Source organism: Ruegeria sp. TM1040 (genome assembly GCF_000014065.1).
In the GTDB taxonomy this organism is placed as follows: Bacteria; Pseudomonadota; Alphaproteobacteria; order Rhodobacterales; family Rhodobacteraceae; genus Epibacterium.
The window spans coordinates 3053452-3067332 of sequence record NC_008044.1 but is presented as its reverse complement, the minus strand read 5'-3'; the positions used below and the strand labels follow the sequence as shown (position 1 = coordinate 3067332).

13 protein-coding genes are annotated in these 13881 nt (G+C 57.6%); 2 read left to right on the top strand and 11 right to left on the bottom strand.

The annotated features are described in order from the left end of the window. Positions 1 to 62 precede the first annotated feature (62 nt). The 8 genes from TM1040_RS18940 to TM1040_RS18905 form a co-directional block, all read right to left on the bottom strand. Complete coding sequence (locus TM1040_RS18940; protein ID WP_044026953.1) at positions 63 to 578, bottom strand: L,D-transpeptidase family protein; 516 nt, start codon at positions 576 to 578, stop codon at positions 63 to 65. Between the two features lie 74 nt (positions 579 to 652). Next, positions 653 to 1438 (bottom strand): ion transporter, encoded by a 786-nt coding sequence (locus TM1040_RS18935; RefSeq protein WP_011540208.1) that lies wholly within the window; start codon positions 1436 to 1438, stop codon positions 653 to 655. Between the two features lie 27 nt (positions 1439 to 1465). Beyond that, positions 1466 to 2710: a class I SAM-dependent RNA methyltransferase gene (locus tag TM1040_RS18930; protein WP_011540207.1), complete on the bottom strand. Its 1245-nt coding sequence runs from the start codon at positions 2708 to 2710 to the stop codon at positions 1466 to 1468. A 58-nt stretch (positions 2711 to 2768) separates the two neighbouring features. Next, positions 2769 to 4613 (bottom strand): ABC transporter ATP-binding protein, encoded by a 1845-nt coding sequence (locus tag TM1040_RS18925; protein ID WP_011540206.1) that lies wholly within the window; start codon positions 4611 to 4613, stop codon positions 2769 to 2771. Continuing rightward, positions 4610 to 6448: an ABC transporter ATP-binding protein gene (locus tag TM1040_RS18920; protein WP_011540205.1), complete on the bottom strand. Its 1839-nt coding sequence runs from the start codon at positions 6446 to 6448 to the stop codon at positions 4610 to 4612. Before TM1040_RS18920 ends, TM1040_RS18925 begins: the two co-directional genes overlap by 4 nt. A gap of 227 nt (positions 6449 to 6675) precedes the next feature. Next, entirely contained in the window at positions 6676 to 7836 is a 1161-nt protein-coding gene (locus tag TM1040_RS18915) for a CCA tRNA nucleotidyltransferase (protein WP_011540204.1), read from the bottom strand. Then, the gene (locus tag TM1040_RS18910) at positions 7833 to 8432 is read right to left on the bottom strand and encodes a CoA pyrophosphatase (protein WP_011540203.1); all 600 of its coding nucleotides are present in this window, start codon (positions 8430 to 8432) and stop codon (positions 7833 to 7835) included. Before TM1040_RS18910 ends, TM1040_RS18915 begins: the two co-directional genes overlap by 4 nt. A 5-nt stretch (positions 8433 to 8437) precedes the next feature. Then, on the bottom strand, positions 8438 to 9415 hold the full coding sequence (locus tag TM1040_RS18905) for an Hsp33 family molecular chaperone HslO (RefSeq protein ID WP_011540202.1): 978 nt from the start codon (positions 9413 to 9415) through the stop codon (positions 8438 to 8440). 76 nt (positions 9416 to 9491) lie between these two features. Between TM1040_RS18905 and TM1040_RS18900 the strand changes: the two genes are divergently transcribed. Next, positions 9492 to 9935: an NUDIX hydrolase gene (locus tag TM1040_RS18900; protein WP_011540201.1), complete on the top strand. Its 444-nt coding sequence runs from the start codon at positions 9492 to 9494 to the stop codon at positions 9933 to 9935. Between the two features lie 6 nt (positions 9936 to 9941). Here TM1040_RS18900 and TM1040_RS18895 read toward each other — a convergent pair whose 3' ends face one another. Then, entirely contained in the window at positions 9942 to 11213 is a 1272-nt protein-coding gene (locus tag TM1040_RS18895) for a PP2C family protein-serine/threonine phosphatase (protein WP_011540200.1), read from the bottom strand. A 173-nt stretch (positions 11214 to 11386) separates the two neighbouring features. Here TM1040_RS18895 and TM1040_RS18890 point away from each other — a divergent pair, with 173 nt between their 5' ends. Next, complete coding sequence (locus tag TM1040_RS18890) at positions 11387 to 11710, top strand: Hpt domain-containing protein (protein ID WP_044026952.1); 324 nt, start codon at positions 11387 to 11389, stop codon at positions 11708 to 11710. 31 nt (positions 11711 to 11741) lie between these two features. On the opposite strand, the gene ilvA is transcribed toward TM1040_RS18890, so the two are convergent. Together ilvA and TM1040_RS18880 are read right to left on the bottom strand one after the other, a co-directional pair. Next, a complete protein-coding gene (ilvA, locus tag TM1040_RS18885) occupies positions 11742 to 12968 on the bottom strand; it encodes a threonine ammonia-lyase IlvA (protein ID WP_011540198.1) in 1227 nt (408 codons plus the stop codon). A gap of 72 nt (positions 12969 to 13040) precedes the next feature. Continuing rightward, positions 13041 to 13796: a hypothetical protein gene (locus tag TM1040_RS18880; protein WP_011540197.1), complete on the bottom strand. Its 756-nt coding sequence runs from the start codon at positions 13794 to 13796 to the stop codon at positions 13041 to 13043. Positions 13797 to 13881: the final 85 nt, after the last annotated feature.

The following is a 13881-nucleotide window of genomic DNA, read 5'->3' as shown; positions in this document are numbered from 1 at the left end:
CCGCCTCACTTCGAGAGCGGCCTTTGTGTTTCTTCTGTGAGGTTGAGCCTGTCTAAACCCTGTCAGGCCCGGAGCGTGATCAGGGTCCCATTGTTGACCATCGACCAGATTTCTTCGATCTCATCGTTGGTTACGGCGATGCAACCTGCCGTCCAGTCGCGCACCCGTGCCGCGCGGCGGCGATCTGCGCGGTCATTGGGCTCGCCATGGATAAAAATATCACCGCCGGGGCTGGCGCCCAGAGATCTGGCATGAGCCCGGTCGGCCGAATTGGGATAGGAGATCCCGAGCGACAGGTAGAACTGGCTGCGCGGATTGCGTCGGTCGATGAGGTAAGTTCCTTCTGGGGTGCGCCCATCGCCTTCGACCTGTTTGTGCCCAACCGGTGCGAACCCCAGCCCAACCTTATACTCTGTGAGTACCTTGCTCTCATTCAGCAGGTACATCTTGCGGCTGCCCTTGTTGACTACGATCGAAGTCACCGGTGGGCCGTTATACCGCCGTATTTGGGGGCCGCTCGAACAGCCTGCTGCTCCGAGCGTTGCGAGCATGCCTGCCCCGAATGTGCGCCTGTGCATCGTCTAATCTGTCCACTCGTTTAGTTTTGAGCTCTTGCCTTAATGTTAGAGCAAACTTGGTTAACAAATGATAATCACTTTTGCGTCTTGTCGTCCTGCAACCGAGCAAGACTCGCCTCGATGGCCTCGAGCCGCGACAGGACCTGATCGCGATAGGCATCGGTGCGCTCGCCCTCTTCTTCGGAATGGGCATCCTGCATCGAGTTCACGATCAAACCCACAAGCAAGTTCACCACCGCAAAGGTCGTGACCATAATGAAGGGCACAAAGAACGCCCAGGCATAGGGGTAGATGTCCATCACCGGGCGCACGATTCCCATCGACCAGCTCTCAAGCGTCATGATCTGGAACAGCGAATAAGCCGAAAGCGCAAGACTGCCGAACCAGTCTGGAAAGCTGTCTCCAAAGAGCTTCGTCGCCATGACGGCACCAATGTAGAAGATGATCGCCATCAGCAGGAACACCGATCCCATACCCGGCAAGGCAGTGATGAACCCCTCCACCACGCGGCGCAAACGGGGCGCGACCGAAATCACGCGCAGCACGCGCAGGATACGCAGCGCCCGAAGCACAGAGAACCCTTGCGCGCCCGGCACAAGCGCAACGCCGACAATCAGGAAATCAAAGATGTTCCAGCCGCTCAAAAAGAACCTGTGTCGGCGCACCAAAAGCTTGGCAGCGATCTCTGTCACAAAGATGATCAGGCAGACCTTGTCGATCAACAAAACCAGCTGTCCCATGCGCTGCATGATCGTATCGGAGGTCTCCATCCCCAATGTCACCGCGTTGACAAGGATGACCGCGGTGATGAAGCGGCTGAATCCATCGCTGTCCAATACGGATTTCAATCGATCAATCATGTAAACTGCGCTCCTTTTGGTTTGCGGTCAGGTCAGGCTGAATGAGGCTGCCAGCTCCGTATGCGATGACCAACGAAACTGGTCAACAACCTGCACCCAATTCAATTTGTAGCCTGCCGCAACCAGAACTTCGGCATCGCGCGCAAATGTGACCGGATTGCAGGACACATAAGAGATCAGAGGCAGTTTTGCTTTGGCCAGCTGCGCGATCTGAGCTTCTGCGCCTGCGCGGGGCGGGTCGATGACAACCGCATCATAGACCTTTCCAAATTGGCGTAGATCCTCCACCAAAAGCGGATTGCGAAACAGGTCGCGGGTCTCGGTCGTGACTTTCTTAAGACCTTGCGCCTTGCGCCAGCCTAGTTCCAGCGCCTGCATCATCTCGCGCTCACCCTCGACCGCGTGAACCTCGGCGGTTTGCGCCAAGGGGAGCGAGAACGTGCCCGCCCCGGCAAAAAGGTCGACAATACGCCGCGCGTCACCGACGCCTTCGCGTACCGCAGCCACAAGCGCCGATTCACCTTCGGGTGTGGCTTGCAGAAAAGCACCCGGTGGCGGGCAGACATTCGCACCACCAAAGGCTTGCGTTGGTGACTGCTCCATCGCCAACAGCTCGTCATCCCATGTGAGACGGGCAAGGCTGTGACGGTCCACCGCCTGCGCCAGCTGAATGCGCAGGGGACCGTCGAGCGGCTTGCCATTTTTGACCAAAACATCGAGTCCGGCCTGCGATGTTGTGATGGTGACCGACAGCGGCGCCTTGCGGCTTGCACCGATCAGCGCGAGATCTTCGGCCATCGGCAGGGCGGCGATCAGTTCGGGTGCAAGCAGGTGACAGTCGGGGATGGCCGTAATGACGTCCGATGCACGTCCGTGAAACCCTGCCATTGCGCCTTTTTTGGTGCGCTTCACAGTCAGGGTTGCGCGCCGGCGCGAGTGCGTGGGCGAGGTTTGGATCGGGCGAAAATCAGTCTCTAACTTGCGCGAAAGCAGCGCATTTCGAACGATCTCGACCTTCCACTGCGCCACAAACTCATCACTCACATGCTGAAGTTGGCAGCCTCCGCAGGATTTGTAATGGCGACACGGGGCCTGGACCCGGTGCTCGGAGGGATCCTCGATCCGAATATCGGTCATGTTCTGCCCCTCAAGAACGCCGGTGACGCGCTCTCCTGGGAGGGTTCGGGGCACATAGATAGGCCCAGGAGCAATTCCGTCGCCCTGGTGTCCCAAACGTTCGATCGTGGCTGTGGTTCTGGCTGCGTCTGTCATGGGTCTGCCTTACCGCGCGCGCAGCTTTGGCAAAAGTCCGAAAACGCGCGGATCCAAATTACTGTGCGGCGGCGCTTGGCGCGTCTTGGGTGCGAATGAAACCGCCAGACTGCCGGTTCCAGAACTGCGCATAGAGCCCGTTGCGCTCCAGCAGCTGCTCGTGGCTGCCCTGCTCGATGATGCGCCCCTGATCCATAACAACAATTCGATCCATTTCCGTCAGCGTTGACAGGCGGTGCGCGATCGCTAGCACGGTTTTGCCATCCATCACCCGCGTCAGAGCAGATTGGATGGATGCCTCAACCTCCGAATCGAGCGCAGATGTCGCCTCGTCGAGGACCAGGATGGGCGCATCTTTCAGAATGGCACGGGCAAGCGCGATCCTTTGGCGCTGCCCACCAGAAAGCTTCACACCGCGCTCGCCGAGAAAGGCGTCATACCCGGTGCGGCCCTGTGCGTCTTCGAGATCCGCGATGAAGGCATCCGCTTCGGCCGCCTTGGCAGCGGCAATCACATCGTCGCGGCTTGCATCCGGACGGCCATAGAGAATGTTGTCGAGCGCCGAGCGATTGAACATCGCCGTTTCCTGCGTGACCATACCGATCTGGCTGCGAAGCGAATCCTGGCTCACTCTGGAGATATCCGCGCCATCAATCAGGATATGGCCCTTTTCCGCCTCATAGAGCCGCAAAAGAAGCGAAACCAGTGTCGATTTTCCAGCTCCGGACGCGCCAACAATACCGAGTTTTTCGCCCGGTTGTATCGCCAGTGACAGATCGGAGATCCCTCCGATGTCGCGCCCATAGCGAAAGCCCAGATCCTCGATCACGATCTGTCCCGATGTCACCCGAAGTCCTTCGGCGTCCTGCCGATCCTCGATGCGATCCGGGCGCGTCAGAGTCTTCATACCGTTCTCGACCTCTCCGACGTTGGAGTAGATCGCCATCAAGGTGAAGCTCACCCAGCCCGTCATTTGCGCAATACGGATAGAGACAGCGCCAGCCGCAACGATATCCCCTTCGCTGGCGCTTCCGTTTTGCCACAGCCACAGCGCAGCACCGATCAAAAGCACGGGCAAGACCCCGGCAAGGGTCATCAGACAGAATCGGAAAGCGGCCGACAGATACCCAAATTCGAGCGCCCGGTCGCGAAATGTCACCATGGCATCCTGGGCGCTGCGTTCCTCATGCGCAGAATGCGCAAATAGCTGTACCGTCTTGATGTTGGTGATGGTGTCGACCACCTGCCCGGACACATTGGCACGCGCGCCCGCACGATGGGCCGACTTTTTCCGGATGCGCGGCAAAAACCAGCGGATCAGGGCAAAATACGCAACCAACCAGACCACAAACAGCAGGGTGATGCGCAGATCGACGGAACCGAGCAACACCATCGCCCCCACAAGCGACGCCAATGCAAAGGCGACCACATTGATGACTTCGGTCACAACGGAGGTCACGGCGCTGGCGGTCTGCATCTGCTTTTGTGCGATACGACCAGCGAAATCATCGTCGAAGAAACGGACGGACTGCCCCAATGTCCAACGATTGAGGCGCGATAGAACCAATGGATTGACGTTCGGCTGCAAAATGATCGCGTTGGTCGCCGCAGAGAGGCCAAAGAGCAGAGGCCTGAGGAGCAAGAAAAACGCCAAAGCTGCGAAAATGACCCCAATATTGGCACCAAAGAACCCCTCCGGCCCGCTGGCAATCGCTGTGTCGATCACCTTGCCGAGGATAAAGGCCGTTCCCGCCTCCATCCCGCCCGCAAGCGCAGAGCAGATCGCCGCAATTACCAGCATTGGCCAAGCGCCGGAGAGACACCAGCGCAAGAACGCCCCCAATGTCTGTGGCGGCGGACCATCAGCGGGTTGAAATGCGTCGATCAGGTTTCCAAGCTTCATTCTGCGGCCTCTATATTCAGGAACCCGCCCGATTGGCGCGCCCAGAACTGTGCATATAGGCCACCCTCTGACAAAAGCGCTTCGTGTGTACCCTGTTCGACGATTTTTCCCTCATTGAGCACCAAAATCCGGTCCATCTGCGCGATGGTCGAAAGTCGATGCGCGATGGCGATCACCGTTTTGCCCTCCATCATGCCATAGAGCGTCTCCTGGATGGCGGCCTCGACCTCTGAGTCGAGCGCAGAGGTCGCCTCGTCCAGCAAAAGGATGGGTGCATCTTTCAAAATTACACGCGCCAGCGTCACCCGCTGTCTCTGCCCACCGGAGAGCTTCACCCCACGTTCGCCGACATGGGCGTCATATCCCTTGCGCCCCTGGGGGTCTTCGAGATCAAGAATGAAGTCATGCGCGTGAGCCTTCTGGGCAGCTGCGATCATCTCTTCTTCGGATGCATCGGGGCGACCATAGAGAAGATTATCGCAGACCGAGCGATGCAGGAGCGAGCTGTCTTGCTGCACCATCCCGATATGCTGGCGCAGGCTATCCTGAAGCACCTGCGATATATCCTGCCCGTCGATCAGAATGCGCCCTTCCTCGGGGTCATAGAACCTGAGCAGCAGCATCACGAGGGTGGACTTGCCAGCACCAGAGCGCCCAACAAGGCCGACCTTTTCTCCCGGGTGGATCGTAAGGTTAAGCCGATCAAGCCCGCCCGCGCCCCGCCCGTAGTGATGAGACAGCGCGTCAAAGGTGATCTCTCCTTTACTGAGATGCAAAGGTTTGGCATCCTCGGTGTCCACCAACTCGATGGGTTGCGCAATCGTTTCCATGCCTTCGGCCACGACCCCGAGTTGACGGAAGAAGCTGGTAAGTGCCCACATGATCCATCCGGTCATCGCGTTCAGCCGCAGCGTCAAGGCGGTTGCAGCTGCCACAACTCCCACCGAAGCCAGTCCCTGCATCCAGAGCGCAATGCCCCAACCCACAACCCCGACAATCAGGAGGCCATTCAACAACACAAGAACGCCATCCATGATCGTAAAGATCCGCATTTCCGCCTGAAAGGTGCGGCGCGTGTTCTCGATGGCATCTTTGGCGTAGTCGAGCTCGCGGCTGTGGTGGGCAAACATTTTCACTGAATGAATGTTGGAATAGCTGTCCACAACCCGCCCGGTCACAGTGGAACGCGCATCCGATGCGGCCTGGCTCGCCGGTCCCACCCGCTTGATGGTCCAACGGATCAGGGCTGCATATAGCACAAACCAGATGATGAGCGGCATCAACAGACGTGGATCAGCACCCCAGAGCAATACCGCCGCACCGATCAGATAAGCCAGCGCAAAGGTGATCGCATCAAAGACCTGAAATACGACCTCGCCCGCAGCGGGCGGCGTTTGCATGATACGGTTGGCGATGCGCCCTGCAAAATCGTTTTCAAACCAACCCACGGACTGCCGCAGGACATGTTTATGCGCGCGCCAGCGGATCAGCGTGCCGAAGTTCGGCAAAATCGTATTGTTGAGCAGCAACACATCCACCAGCTGCAACACCGGTCGCACCAAGAGGATGAACAGGGCCATCCCGATCAGCTCTGTGCCATGCGTGGCCCAGACTTCCTCCGGGGGGCCTGCAAGGATGTCCACAACCCGCCCCATATAAGAGATCAAGCCAACTTCGATTGCGGCGACAACAATGGACATCAGCCCCGCCATCCAAAAGACAGACCGGAAAGGACGGGCGTACTCTCGCATGAATGGCCAGAGCCGGGTCGGTGGAACATCCGTTTCCGGATAGTCGCAATAGGGGTTTATGAGATTTTCAAAGAAGCGAAACATGGGGCTGCTCCATCAAATTGAGCAAGTCTGGAAGAATGCGATAGGCATGGTAAAAGGCGGCGACCGAAGTCCCCGATTCACCCTACGGGCAGGACTCGGACGTTAAATGTCGTTCCAGATCCCGTAATACATCAGCATTCCTCCTGCCATGTGTGTTCCACGCTTTATGGGTAGCGTGACCCGCGCGCTTTGTCACGCGTTTCAATCCATGGCATCGTTCAAGGCACTTAGTTGAGATCCGGCAGCCGCTTCAAAAGCGTTTCCCTGTCGCTTTGAAAACCACTCCTGATCCACTCTGCTTCGAGCGTTCTAAGCGCTCGTCCAAGTGCTGCACCCTGCACATGAGGCATCAGATCTTTGGCTGAAATCGGGAACTCAGCGACTGCACCAAGTGCAATATCAGACTCTAGATCGGGCAAAACTGGCATCTCAAACAATGCCGACCGCAACATCATGGCGCGTTTTGCCGTGTCGACACCTTGACGATAGGCAATCTCTGCCGCAGTGGCGGTCCCGGTCGCAAGCGTCCGTAAGAGCGTGACGCGCGCCGCGCTCGCCTTGCTCAGTCGAAGGGTATTTTGAAGATCTTCTCCACCAAGTGCTGCAAGGCGCGTTTCCGCCTCTGCTGGCAGATCTGCCTCGAGATGAATAAGGGGGGCAAGCGCACGGTCATCCGCACCAGGCAAGACATGCGCCAGCACACCGATCTGACGCATGGTCGCGACCGAGGGCGCTGGGTTGGACGAAGACAGAAGCTTCATGATCTCTGCGCCAACCCGCTCACGCGATAGATGATCCAGCCCCTCCTGCGTAGCGGCGATCGCAGCCAATGCCTCGGGGTCAAACCCGGCCTCGGCATCGCCATACCAGCTGTGAAAACGGAAATATCGCAGGATGCGCAGGTAGTCCTCTTGGATCCGTCGCGTGGCGTCCCCGATAAACCGCACCCGGCGCGCCCTGAGGTCTTCGAACCCCGAGAGAGGGTCGACAATTTCGCCAGTGGGGCGCGCATAGAGGGCGTTCATTGTGAAGTCGCGCCGTCGCGCGTCCTCTAAGATCTCCGTGGCAAATGCTACGACCGCCCGGCGCCCATCGGTCGCGACATCCCTGCGAAAGGTAGTAATTTCAAAGGGGTCTCCATCCACCACCACCGTGACAGTGCCGTGCTCGATCCCAGTTGGTATGACCTTAAGACCCGCTTGCTCCGCAGCCTCGGTGACATATTGCGGTGTCGCGCTGGTGGAAAGGTCGAGATCCGAAACAGGCTCCCCAAGGAGGGCATTGCGCACGCAACCGCCGACGAAATAGATTTCCGCTCCGGCAGAGGTCAGCGCATCGCAGAGTTTGCGCGTCGCAGGAGAATGGAGCCAGGGTTCATCAATCTTCATCGAGTGTCCATGATCGCAGCAAATCCGCGCAACATACGCGCGGTTGCCCCCCAGATGTAATAGGGGCCAAATGGCACCGCAAAGTAGAACCGTTTTGTGCCGCGCCAGCGTCGAGATTGTATCTGATATCGTTCAATATCAAGAACATGAGAAAGCGGCACCCGAAAGACCTCTGCCACTTCGCCCGCCTCGGCACGAGCCTCGAACGGCTGATCTATGACCGCAACCACGGGGGTCACTTGAAACCCTGTCACGGTTTCGTGGCAGGGCAAATGACCGAGGATTCGAGGCAGCTCTCGCGGCAACGCGATTTCTTCCCACGCTTCCCTTAGGGCGGCAGCAGTCGCGTCATTGTCCGTTGGGTCCACTTTGCCACCGGGAAAGGCAATCTGGCCGGGGTGGTGTTTGAGCACGGAGGAGCGCTTTGTCAGGACGACCTGTGGCACTGCGCCGTAGGTCTCAATTCCGACGAGCACACCCGCGGGGCGCAACTTCCGCCCCGCAGGCAGCACGGTTTCCGGGTTTAGATCGAAATCCGACGTTTCCGTGCGAGCGCGTGTCAGCGCCTTGGCGATGGTCTCCGCAAGCGCGCTCAACGGGATCAGTCCCCTGCCGCGTCGAAACCAACCGTCGCCGGATCAAGATCGTAATGCGCGCCGCAGAACTGACAATCCGCGGTGACGCGCCCGTCCTCGGTGGTCATTGTTCCGATATCCTTTGCGGAATAGATCGACAGGCTCTGTCGCACCCGTTCTTCGGAGCATGTGCAGCCGAAACGGACAGATTGCGCGTCATAAACCCGTGGCCGCTCCTCATGGAACAGCCTCAAAAGCAGCTCGCTGGGCGATACCGAGGGGCCGATCAGCTCAAGATCTTCGACCGTTTCCAGCAAGATGTTGACGCGATTCCAGTTTTCTTCTTCTTCGCCGGAGACCAGATCAGAGGCGGTCAAGACATCCCCAGTGCCACTGGCCTCAGCGGCGAACGGAGAGGCCTTGGGCATATGCTGCAGCATGATGCCACCTGCGCGCCAGTGCTCGGGCTTGCCCGGCTCGGAGGACTTGCCAAAGCTGAGCGAAAAACGCGTCGGCAGCTGTTCGGACTGCGCAAAATAGGCCTGCGCACATTCCGACAAAGACGTTGCCGCCAGCGGCGTAATCCCTTGATAGGGCTTCGTTCCTCCACCCTGATCGATCAGGATTGCGAAGTAGCCATCGCCCAGTTGGGCAAAAGGAGCGCCATCCGTGATACGATCAGCGTCAAAACTCGCATAGGCGCGAATTCGGGCAGGCTCGCCTTCCTTTTCGGGGGCGTAGTAATCGGTAGCAATCATCCGCACCGCTCCCTTGGACTGAACTTGCAAAGACAGCTTCCAACGCAGGCTCATGGTCTGACCGATCAGCGCAGTAAGCAGCGCCATCTCAGCCACCAGTGCCTCGACCGGTTGCGGATAATTGTGTTGTTTCAGGATACCATCCAACACACCGTCCAGCCGCGCCACGCGGCCACGCATGTCGGATGCATCAAGCTGGAAGGGCAGGACGGTGTCGTCCCACGCGATTTTTGAACCAAGTGTCATGGGGTTTCCTTAACGGCCGGCTGTTGGCATACCGACGCTATATAGGCTTTTCAGCATCAGAGTGAAGGGGAGAGAGGTGATCAGACGTTTTGGAGAGGTGCCGCGCAGGGATCAAACCTATCGGCTGCGCCCCGGCGCGTATGCTCTGCTGCCCCGCGATGGTCAGTTGCTGTTGACCTGCCAGTATAGTCCGGCGCCCGATATCCAGCTTCCTGGCGGCGGGATCGATCCGGGCGAATCGCCGCTGCCTGCGCTCCATCGCGAGGTCTATGAAGAGACGGGTTGGGCCATCGCCAGTCCCCGACGCATCGGCGCATTTCGTCGGTTCGTCTACATGCCGGAGTATGACCTCTGGGCCGAAAAACTGTGTCATATTTATTGCGCCCGCCCCGTCCTGCAGCGCAGCGCCCCCGTTGAAGCGGGTCACCGCGCATTGTGGATGCCGGTCAATGACGCAGTTTCGGTTCTGGGTAACGCGGGGGATCGACATTTTGCGGCGCTGCTGGCGCGGTATGTTTGACTGCCCCTAAGGGCCTTGAAACTCAAACAGGGTGGCAGAAATATCGTCCTCCAGCCCTTTGTCATCGCCCATCACTTGCGTGAGGTGCCAATAGAGGTCGTCGAGGAATTCCTTGCCGCTGCGCCTTGGGTCACAGCGGTTGACCAACTCGACCAGGCCTTCGGTGTCGAGCATAGATCCGTCTTTGAGATGCGCTTCTGTGAAACCATCTGAATAGAGAAGCAGCCTGTCACCCTTCTCCATCACAAATTCTTCTTGCTCATAGGCAACATCGGGCACGAGCCCGACCGGCACCCCGCCTTTGCCAATGAACTCCATCGAGCCATCCGCGCGCAAAAGCAGTGGGTGAGGATGGCCGGCCTGAACCATCTTGATGACGCCCGTGCGCAGGTCCGCGATGCAGTAGGCCATCGTGAAATACTCTTCGATCCCGGTGTCGGCAATCAAACGGGCATTCAGGACACTCGCAACCTCTTCCGGGGGGCGCAGAGCGTAGAAACGGTTGAATTTCTTTTCCATTCCGACGTTCTGGTCGAAATAGGTCGAGGACAGATAGCCCCCCAGCCGTGCGGTCATCATCGCGGAGGTGATGCCATGTCCCGAAACATCGATGGAGTAAAAGCCGAGGCGATTGATCCCCGGCGAGAACATTCCGACCAGATCACCACCGATATGTCCACAGGGCTTCAGCAGCAGGTTTACCTCTGACGCGCCGAAAGCACGGGTCAGCTCCGGAACCAGAGATTCCTGGATCTTGCGGGCCTGAATAAGGTCCTTGTCGATCGCATCATATACGGTCTGCAACTCATCCAGCGTTTCCGACACAATCCGGTTTTTCTCAAAGAGTTCGCGCTGCATACGCAGGATCCGCTCCCCCGCAGAGATACGGGCGCGCAGCTCGTCCGAGCTTACAGGCTTGGTCAGAAAATCATCCGCGCCGGCATCAAGCCCCTCTGCTACTTCGTTTTTCTCGCTCTTTGAGGTCAGCAGAATAAAGTAGCTATAGGTTTCATGCGAGTCGGCGCGAAAGGCGCGGCAAAATTCAATGCCGTTCATCCCCGGCATCATCCAGTCACTCAGGATGAGATCAGGCGGATCGGCGCGGCAGATGTCCATCGCATCCTCGCCGCTCTCGGCTTCGACGACGTCAAAGCCCCACTTCTTGAGGGAAGCGACAAGGATTCGACGCTGCAAGCGGCTATCGTCCACCACCAACACTCGTCGGATGGACCCGCTTACAGGCACGTCTTCACCTTCAATTGAATGCTCTGGCAGCACCGACAATCCCTCATTAACGCGGCGTGTCCCCTTGTGACCTTCTTAGAAAACACCTGATCAACTTAATAGCTGATGAAAAATAAACTTTTAGTCGATTTTTTGTTCTTTACTATACTTTTACTCGCTTTGACATAGGCTAGATGTGTCTCGCCCGAAGCTGCTGGAAGAAGACAATGATTGATTGGCCACGCGTACGTGAGTTGAAAGAAGAAGTCGGAGACGACGGCTTTGAGGAGGTGATCGAACTCTTTCTCGAAGAAGTTGAGGACGTCATAAACAAGCTGAAATCCGGCGACCGATCCCAGCTGGAGCAGGATCTGCATTTCCTCAAGGGCAGTGCACTCAACCTTGGGTTCCAAGAGTTCTCTGATCTTTGCTTTCAGGGTGAGCGGATGGCAGCTACCGGTCAGGCCGATGCGGTCGACCTGACCCGGGTGATGTCGAGCTATACAGCTTCCAAGACGAGCTTCCTCCAAAACGTCCGAGAACTGGCATAGACGACGCGGCGCAACGTGTTGCTTCATCTTCTCAGATCACGAACTGCGCCAGTGTCTCGTCATTTGTGATGTCGGTGTAGGTGAAACCCGCCGCATCCAGTTGCGCAAACAGCGGCGCGAAGTTCTCTGGGCGCTTGGTCTCGATCCCGATCAGGACCGAGCCGAAGTTGCGCGCAGACTTCTTCATGTATTCAAAACGTGCGATGTCATCATCCGGCCCAAGAATGTTCAGGAATTCCTTGAGCGCGCCGGGACGTTGCGGCAGGCGCAGCAGGAAGTATTTCTTCACCCCGGAATAGCGCTGCGCCCGTTCCTTGACCTCTGGCAGTCGCTCGAAATCAAAGTTCCCGCCGGAAGTCAGACAAACCACGGTCTTACCCTTAATCCATGTGCGCAGGTCGCCCAGCGCCTCGACGGCGAGCGCGCCTGCAGGTTCCAGAACGATACCTTCGACATTGAGCATCTCGAGGATGGTGGTGCAGATCCGGTCCTCTGACACAGTCAGGACATCCGGCAACGGCACGCTGCGCAAAATATCAAAAGGCCGCTCGCCAATTTTGCCAACGGCGGCGCCGTCCACAAAGGTATCCACCCGGTTGAGCGGTGTGGGATGACCTGCCTCAAGCGCCGCCTTCAGGCAGGCGCCGCCCTCAGGCTCCACAAGAAGCGCATGCACATCCTCGCCAAAATACCGAACCACGCCAGAGGACATACCCCCGCCGCCCACCGGTAGAACGATATGATCCGGCGCCTTGCCGAGTTGCGCCTCGATTTCCACTGCGATTGATGCCTGACCTTCGATGACATCCGCGTCGTCAAAAGGAGAGAGGAAATACCCTCCTTTTTCTGCGCACCACGCCTGCGCGGCGGACAATGTATCGTCGAAGTAATCCCCGATCAGATGCACCTCGACGTTGTCACCGCCAAACATGCGGGTCTTCTGGATCTTCTGCTGAGGTGTGGTCACCGGCATAAAGATCACACCCCGTTTGTCCATTTGCCGACACATGTAAGCCATGCCCTGCGCGTGATTTCCCGCCGAAGCACAGACAAACAGATCCTTGCTGGTCTGCTTTCGCATCGCGTTGAGCGCGCCGCGAATCTTGTAGGAGCGCACCGGGCTGAGATCCTCGCGTTTGAGGTAAATCTCCGCACCAAAGCGCTGCGACAGGAGTTCGTTGCGTTGCAGCGGCGTGGGCGGGAAGACATCGCGCATCGCCGCCTCGGCCGCTTTGGCCTGGGTTCTGAAGTTGGTCATATGGATTTCGTGACCCAAAGCCACGCCCAAGGCAAGAGGGCGCAGCGTTTCACGCATGATGTTGGAGCCGTTTCAGATAGAACGACCCTGGACGTAGTGGCCATAAACAGTGGTCAAGATCGACACGTTGACCAGTGTCATGATCAATGCAGAGACAAGTGCGAACACGAGGCCAAGAGGCGCAAAGATGTAAATCGACAAATTTGTAACGGCCTGGAGTACTATCTGAATCCCGACCAGCACGATAAACAGGACGACAGCCGTTCCTGCAGTTCCCTTCGTCGCCTCCCACGACTCGCGCAAACTCAGAGTGTTACCAATTGCTGCAGCAGGAAGAGTTGGCATCAACCTGAAGAAAAGAAGTCCTACCCCGACCATGACAATGAACAGAATTAAGAGGCTGATCACGGGTGAGCCGAGTACCGAACCCACCGAGGAAAAGATACCCCCTGCAATCCAAGCGAGCGCCATGATGAGACCGAGCAAAAGACCTGTTCCAAAATAGGCGAGCATGCGGTCTCCGTGAATAGTTGGAAACCAGCTCGTTGGATATTCTTCCAGCAACACAAAGCGGTGCCAATTCACAAACACCCAAAGCTGCGCCATGATGAAAATGGCGACGCTAAGCAAGATTGAGGTGATGAAAGCACCGCTGGGAACATAGCCCTGCCGTCCCATACTAGCGATGAGCTCTCCGACATGCGTCCACAATAGGGCCGCGATGCAGACGACAGCTATCAAAACCGGGACCAAGGCAATCTGCACGGCCCAGCCCAGATTCCGCAGTACCATACCCAAAGAATGAGAAAATATTTTCCAACCAGTCACTTAAATATCCTCGGTATCAATAGACTTACTTCCCACAGTATCACCTTGAGCAGTTCAGAAAAGCCGTAAACCTTGCAACCTCCGG

Coding starts and splice junctions, on each gene's coding strand:
- TM1040_RS18940 (WP_044026953.1), bottom strand. CDS start 578: ATGCACAGGCGCACATTCGGGGCAGGCATGCTCGCAACGCTCGGAGCA.
- ilvA (WP_011540198.1), bottom strand. CDS start 12,968: ATGACCAACTTCAGAACCCAGGCCAAAGCGGCCGAGGCGGCGATGCGC.
- TM1040_RS18925 (WP_011540206.1), bottom strand. CDS start 4,613: ATGAAGCTTGGAAACCTGATCGACGCATTTCAACCCGCTGATGGTCCG.
- TM1040_RS18905 (WP_011540202.1), bottom strand. CDS start 9,415: ATGACACTTGGTTCAAAAATCGCGTGGGACGACACCGTCCTGCCCTTC.
- TM1040_RS18920 (WP_011540205.1), bottom strand. CDS start 6,448: ATGTTTCGCTTCTTTGAAAATCTCATAAACCCCTATTGCGACTATCCG.
- TM1040_RS18890 (WP_044026952.1), top strand. CDS start 11,387: ATGATTGATTGGCCACGCGTACGTGAGTTGAAAGAAGAAGTCGGAGAC.
- TM1040_RS18930 (WP_011540207.1), bottom strand. CDS start 2,710: ATGACAGACGCAGCCAGAACCACAGCCACGATCGAACGTTTGGGACAC.
- TM1040_RS18915 (WP_011540204.1), bottom strand. CDS start 7,836: ATGAAGATTGATGAACCCTGGCTCCATTCTCCTGCGACGCGCAAACTC.
- TM1040_RS18935 (WP_011540208.1), bottom strand. CDS start 1,438: ATGATTGATCGATTGAAATCCGTATTGGACAGCGATGGATTCAGCCGC.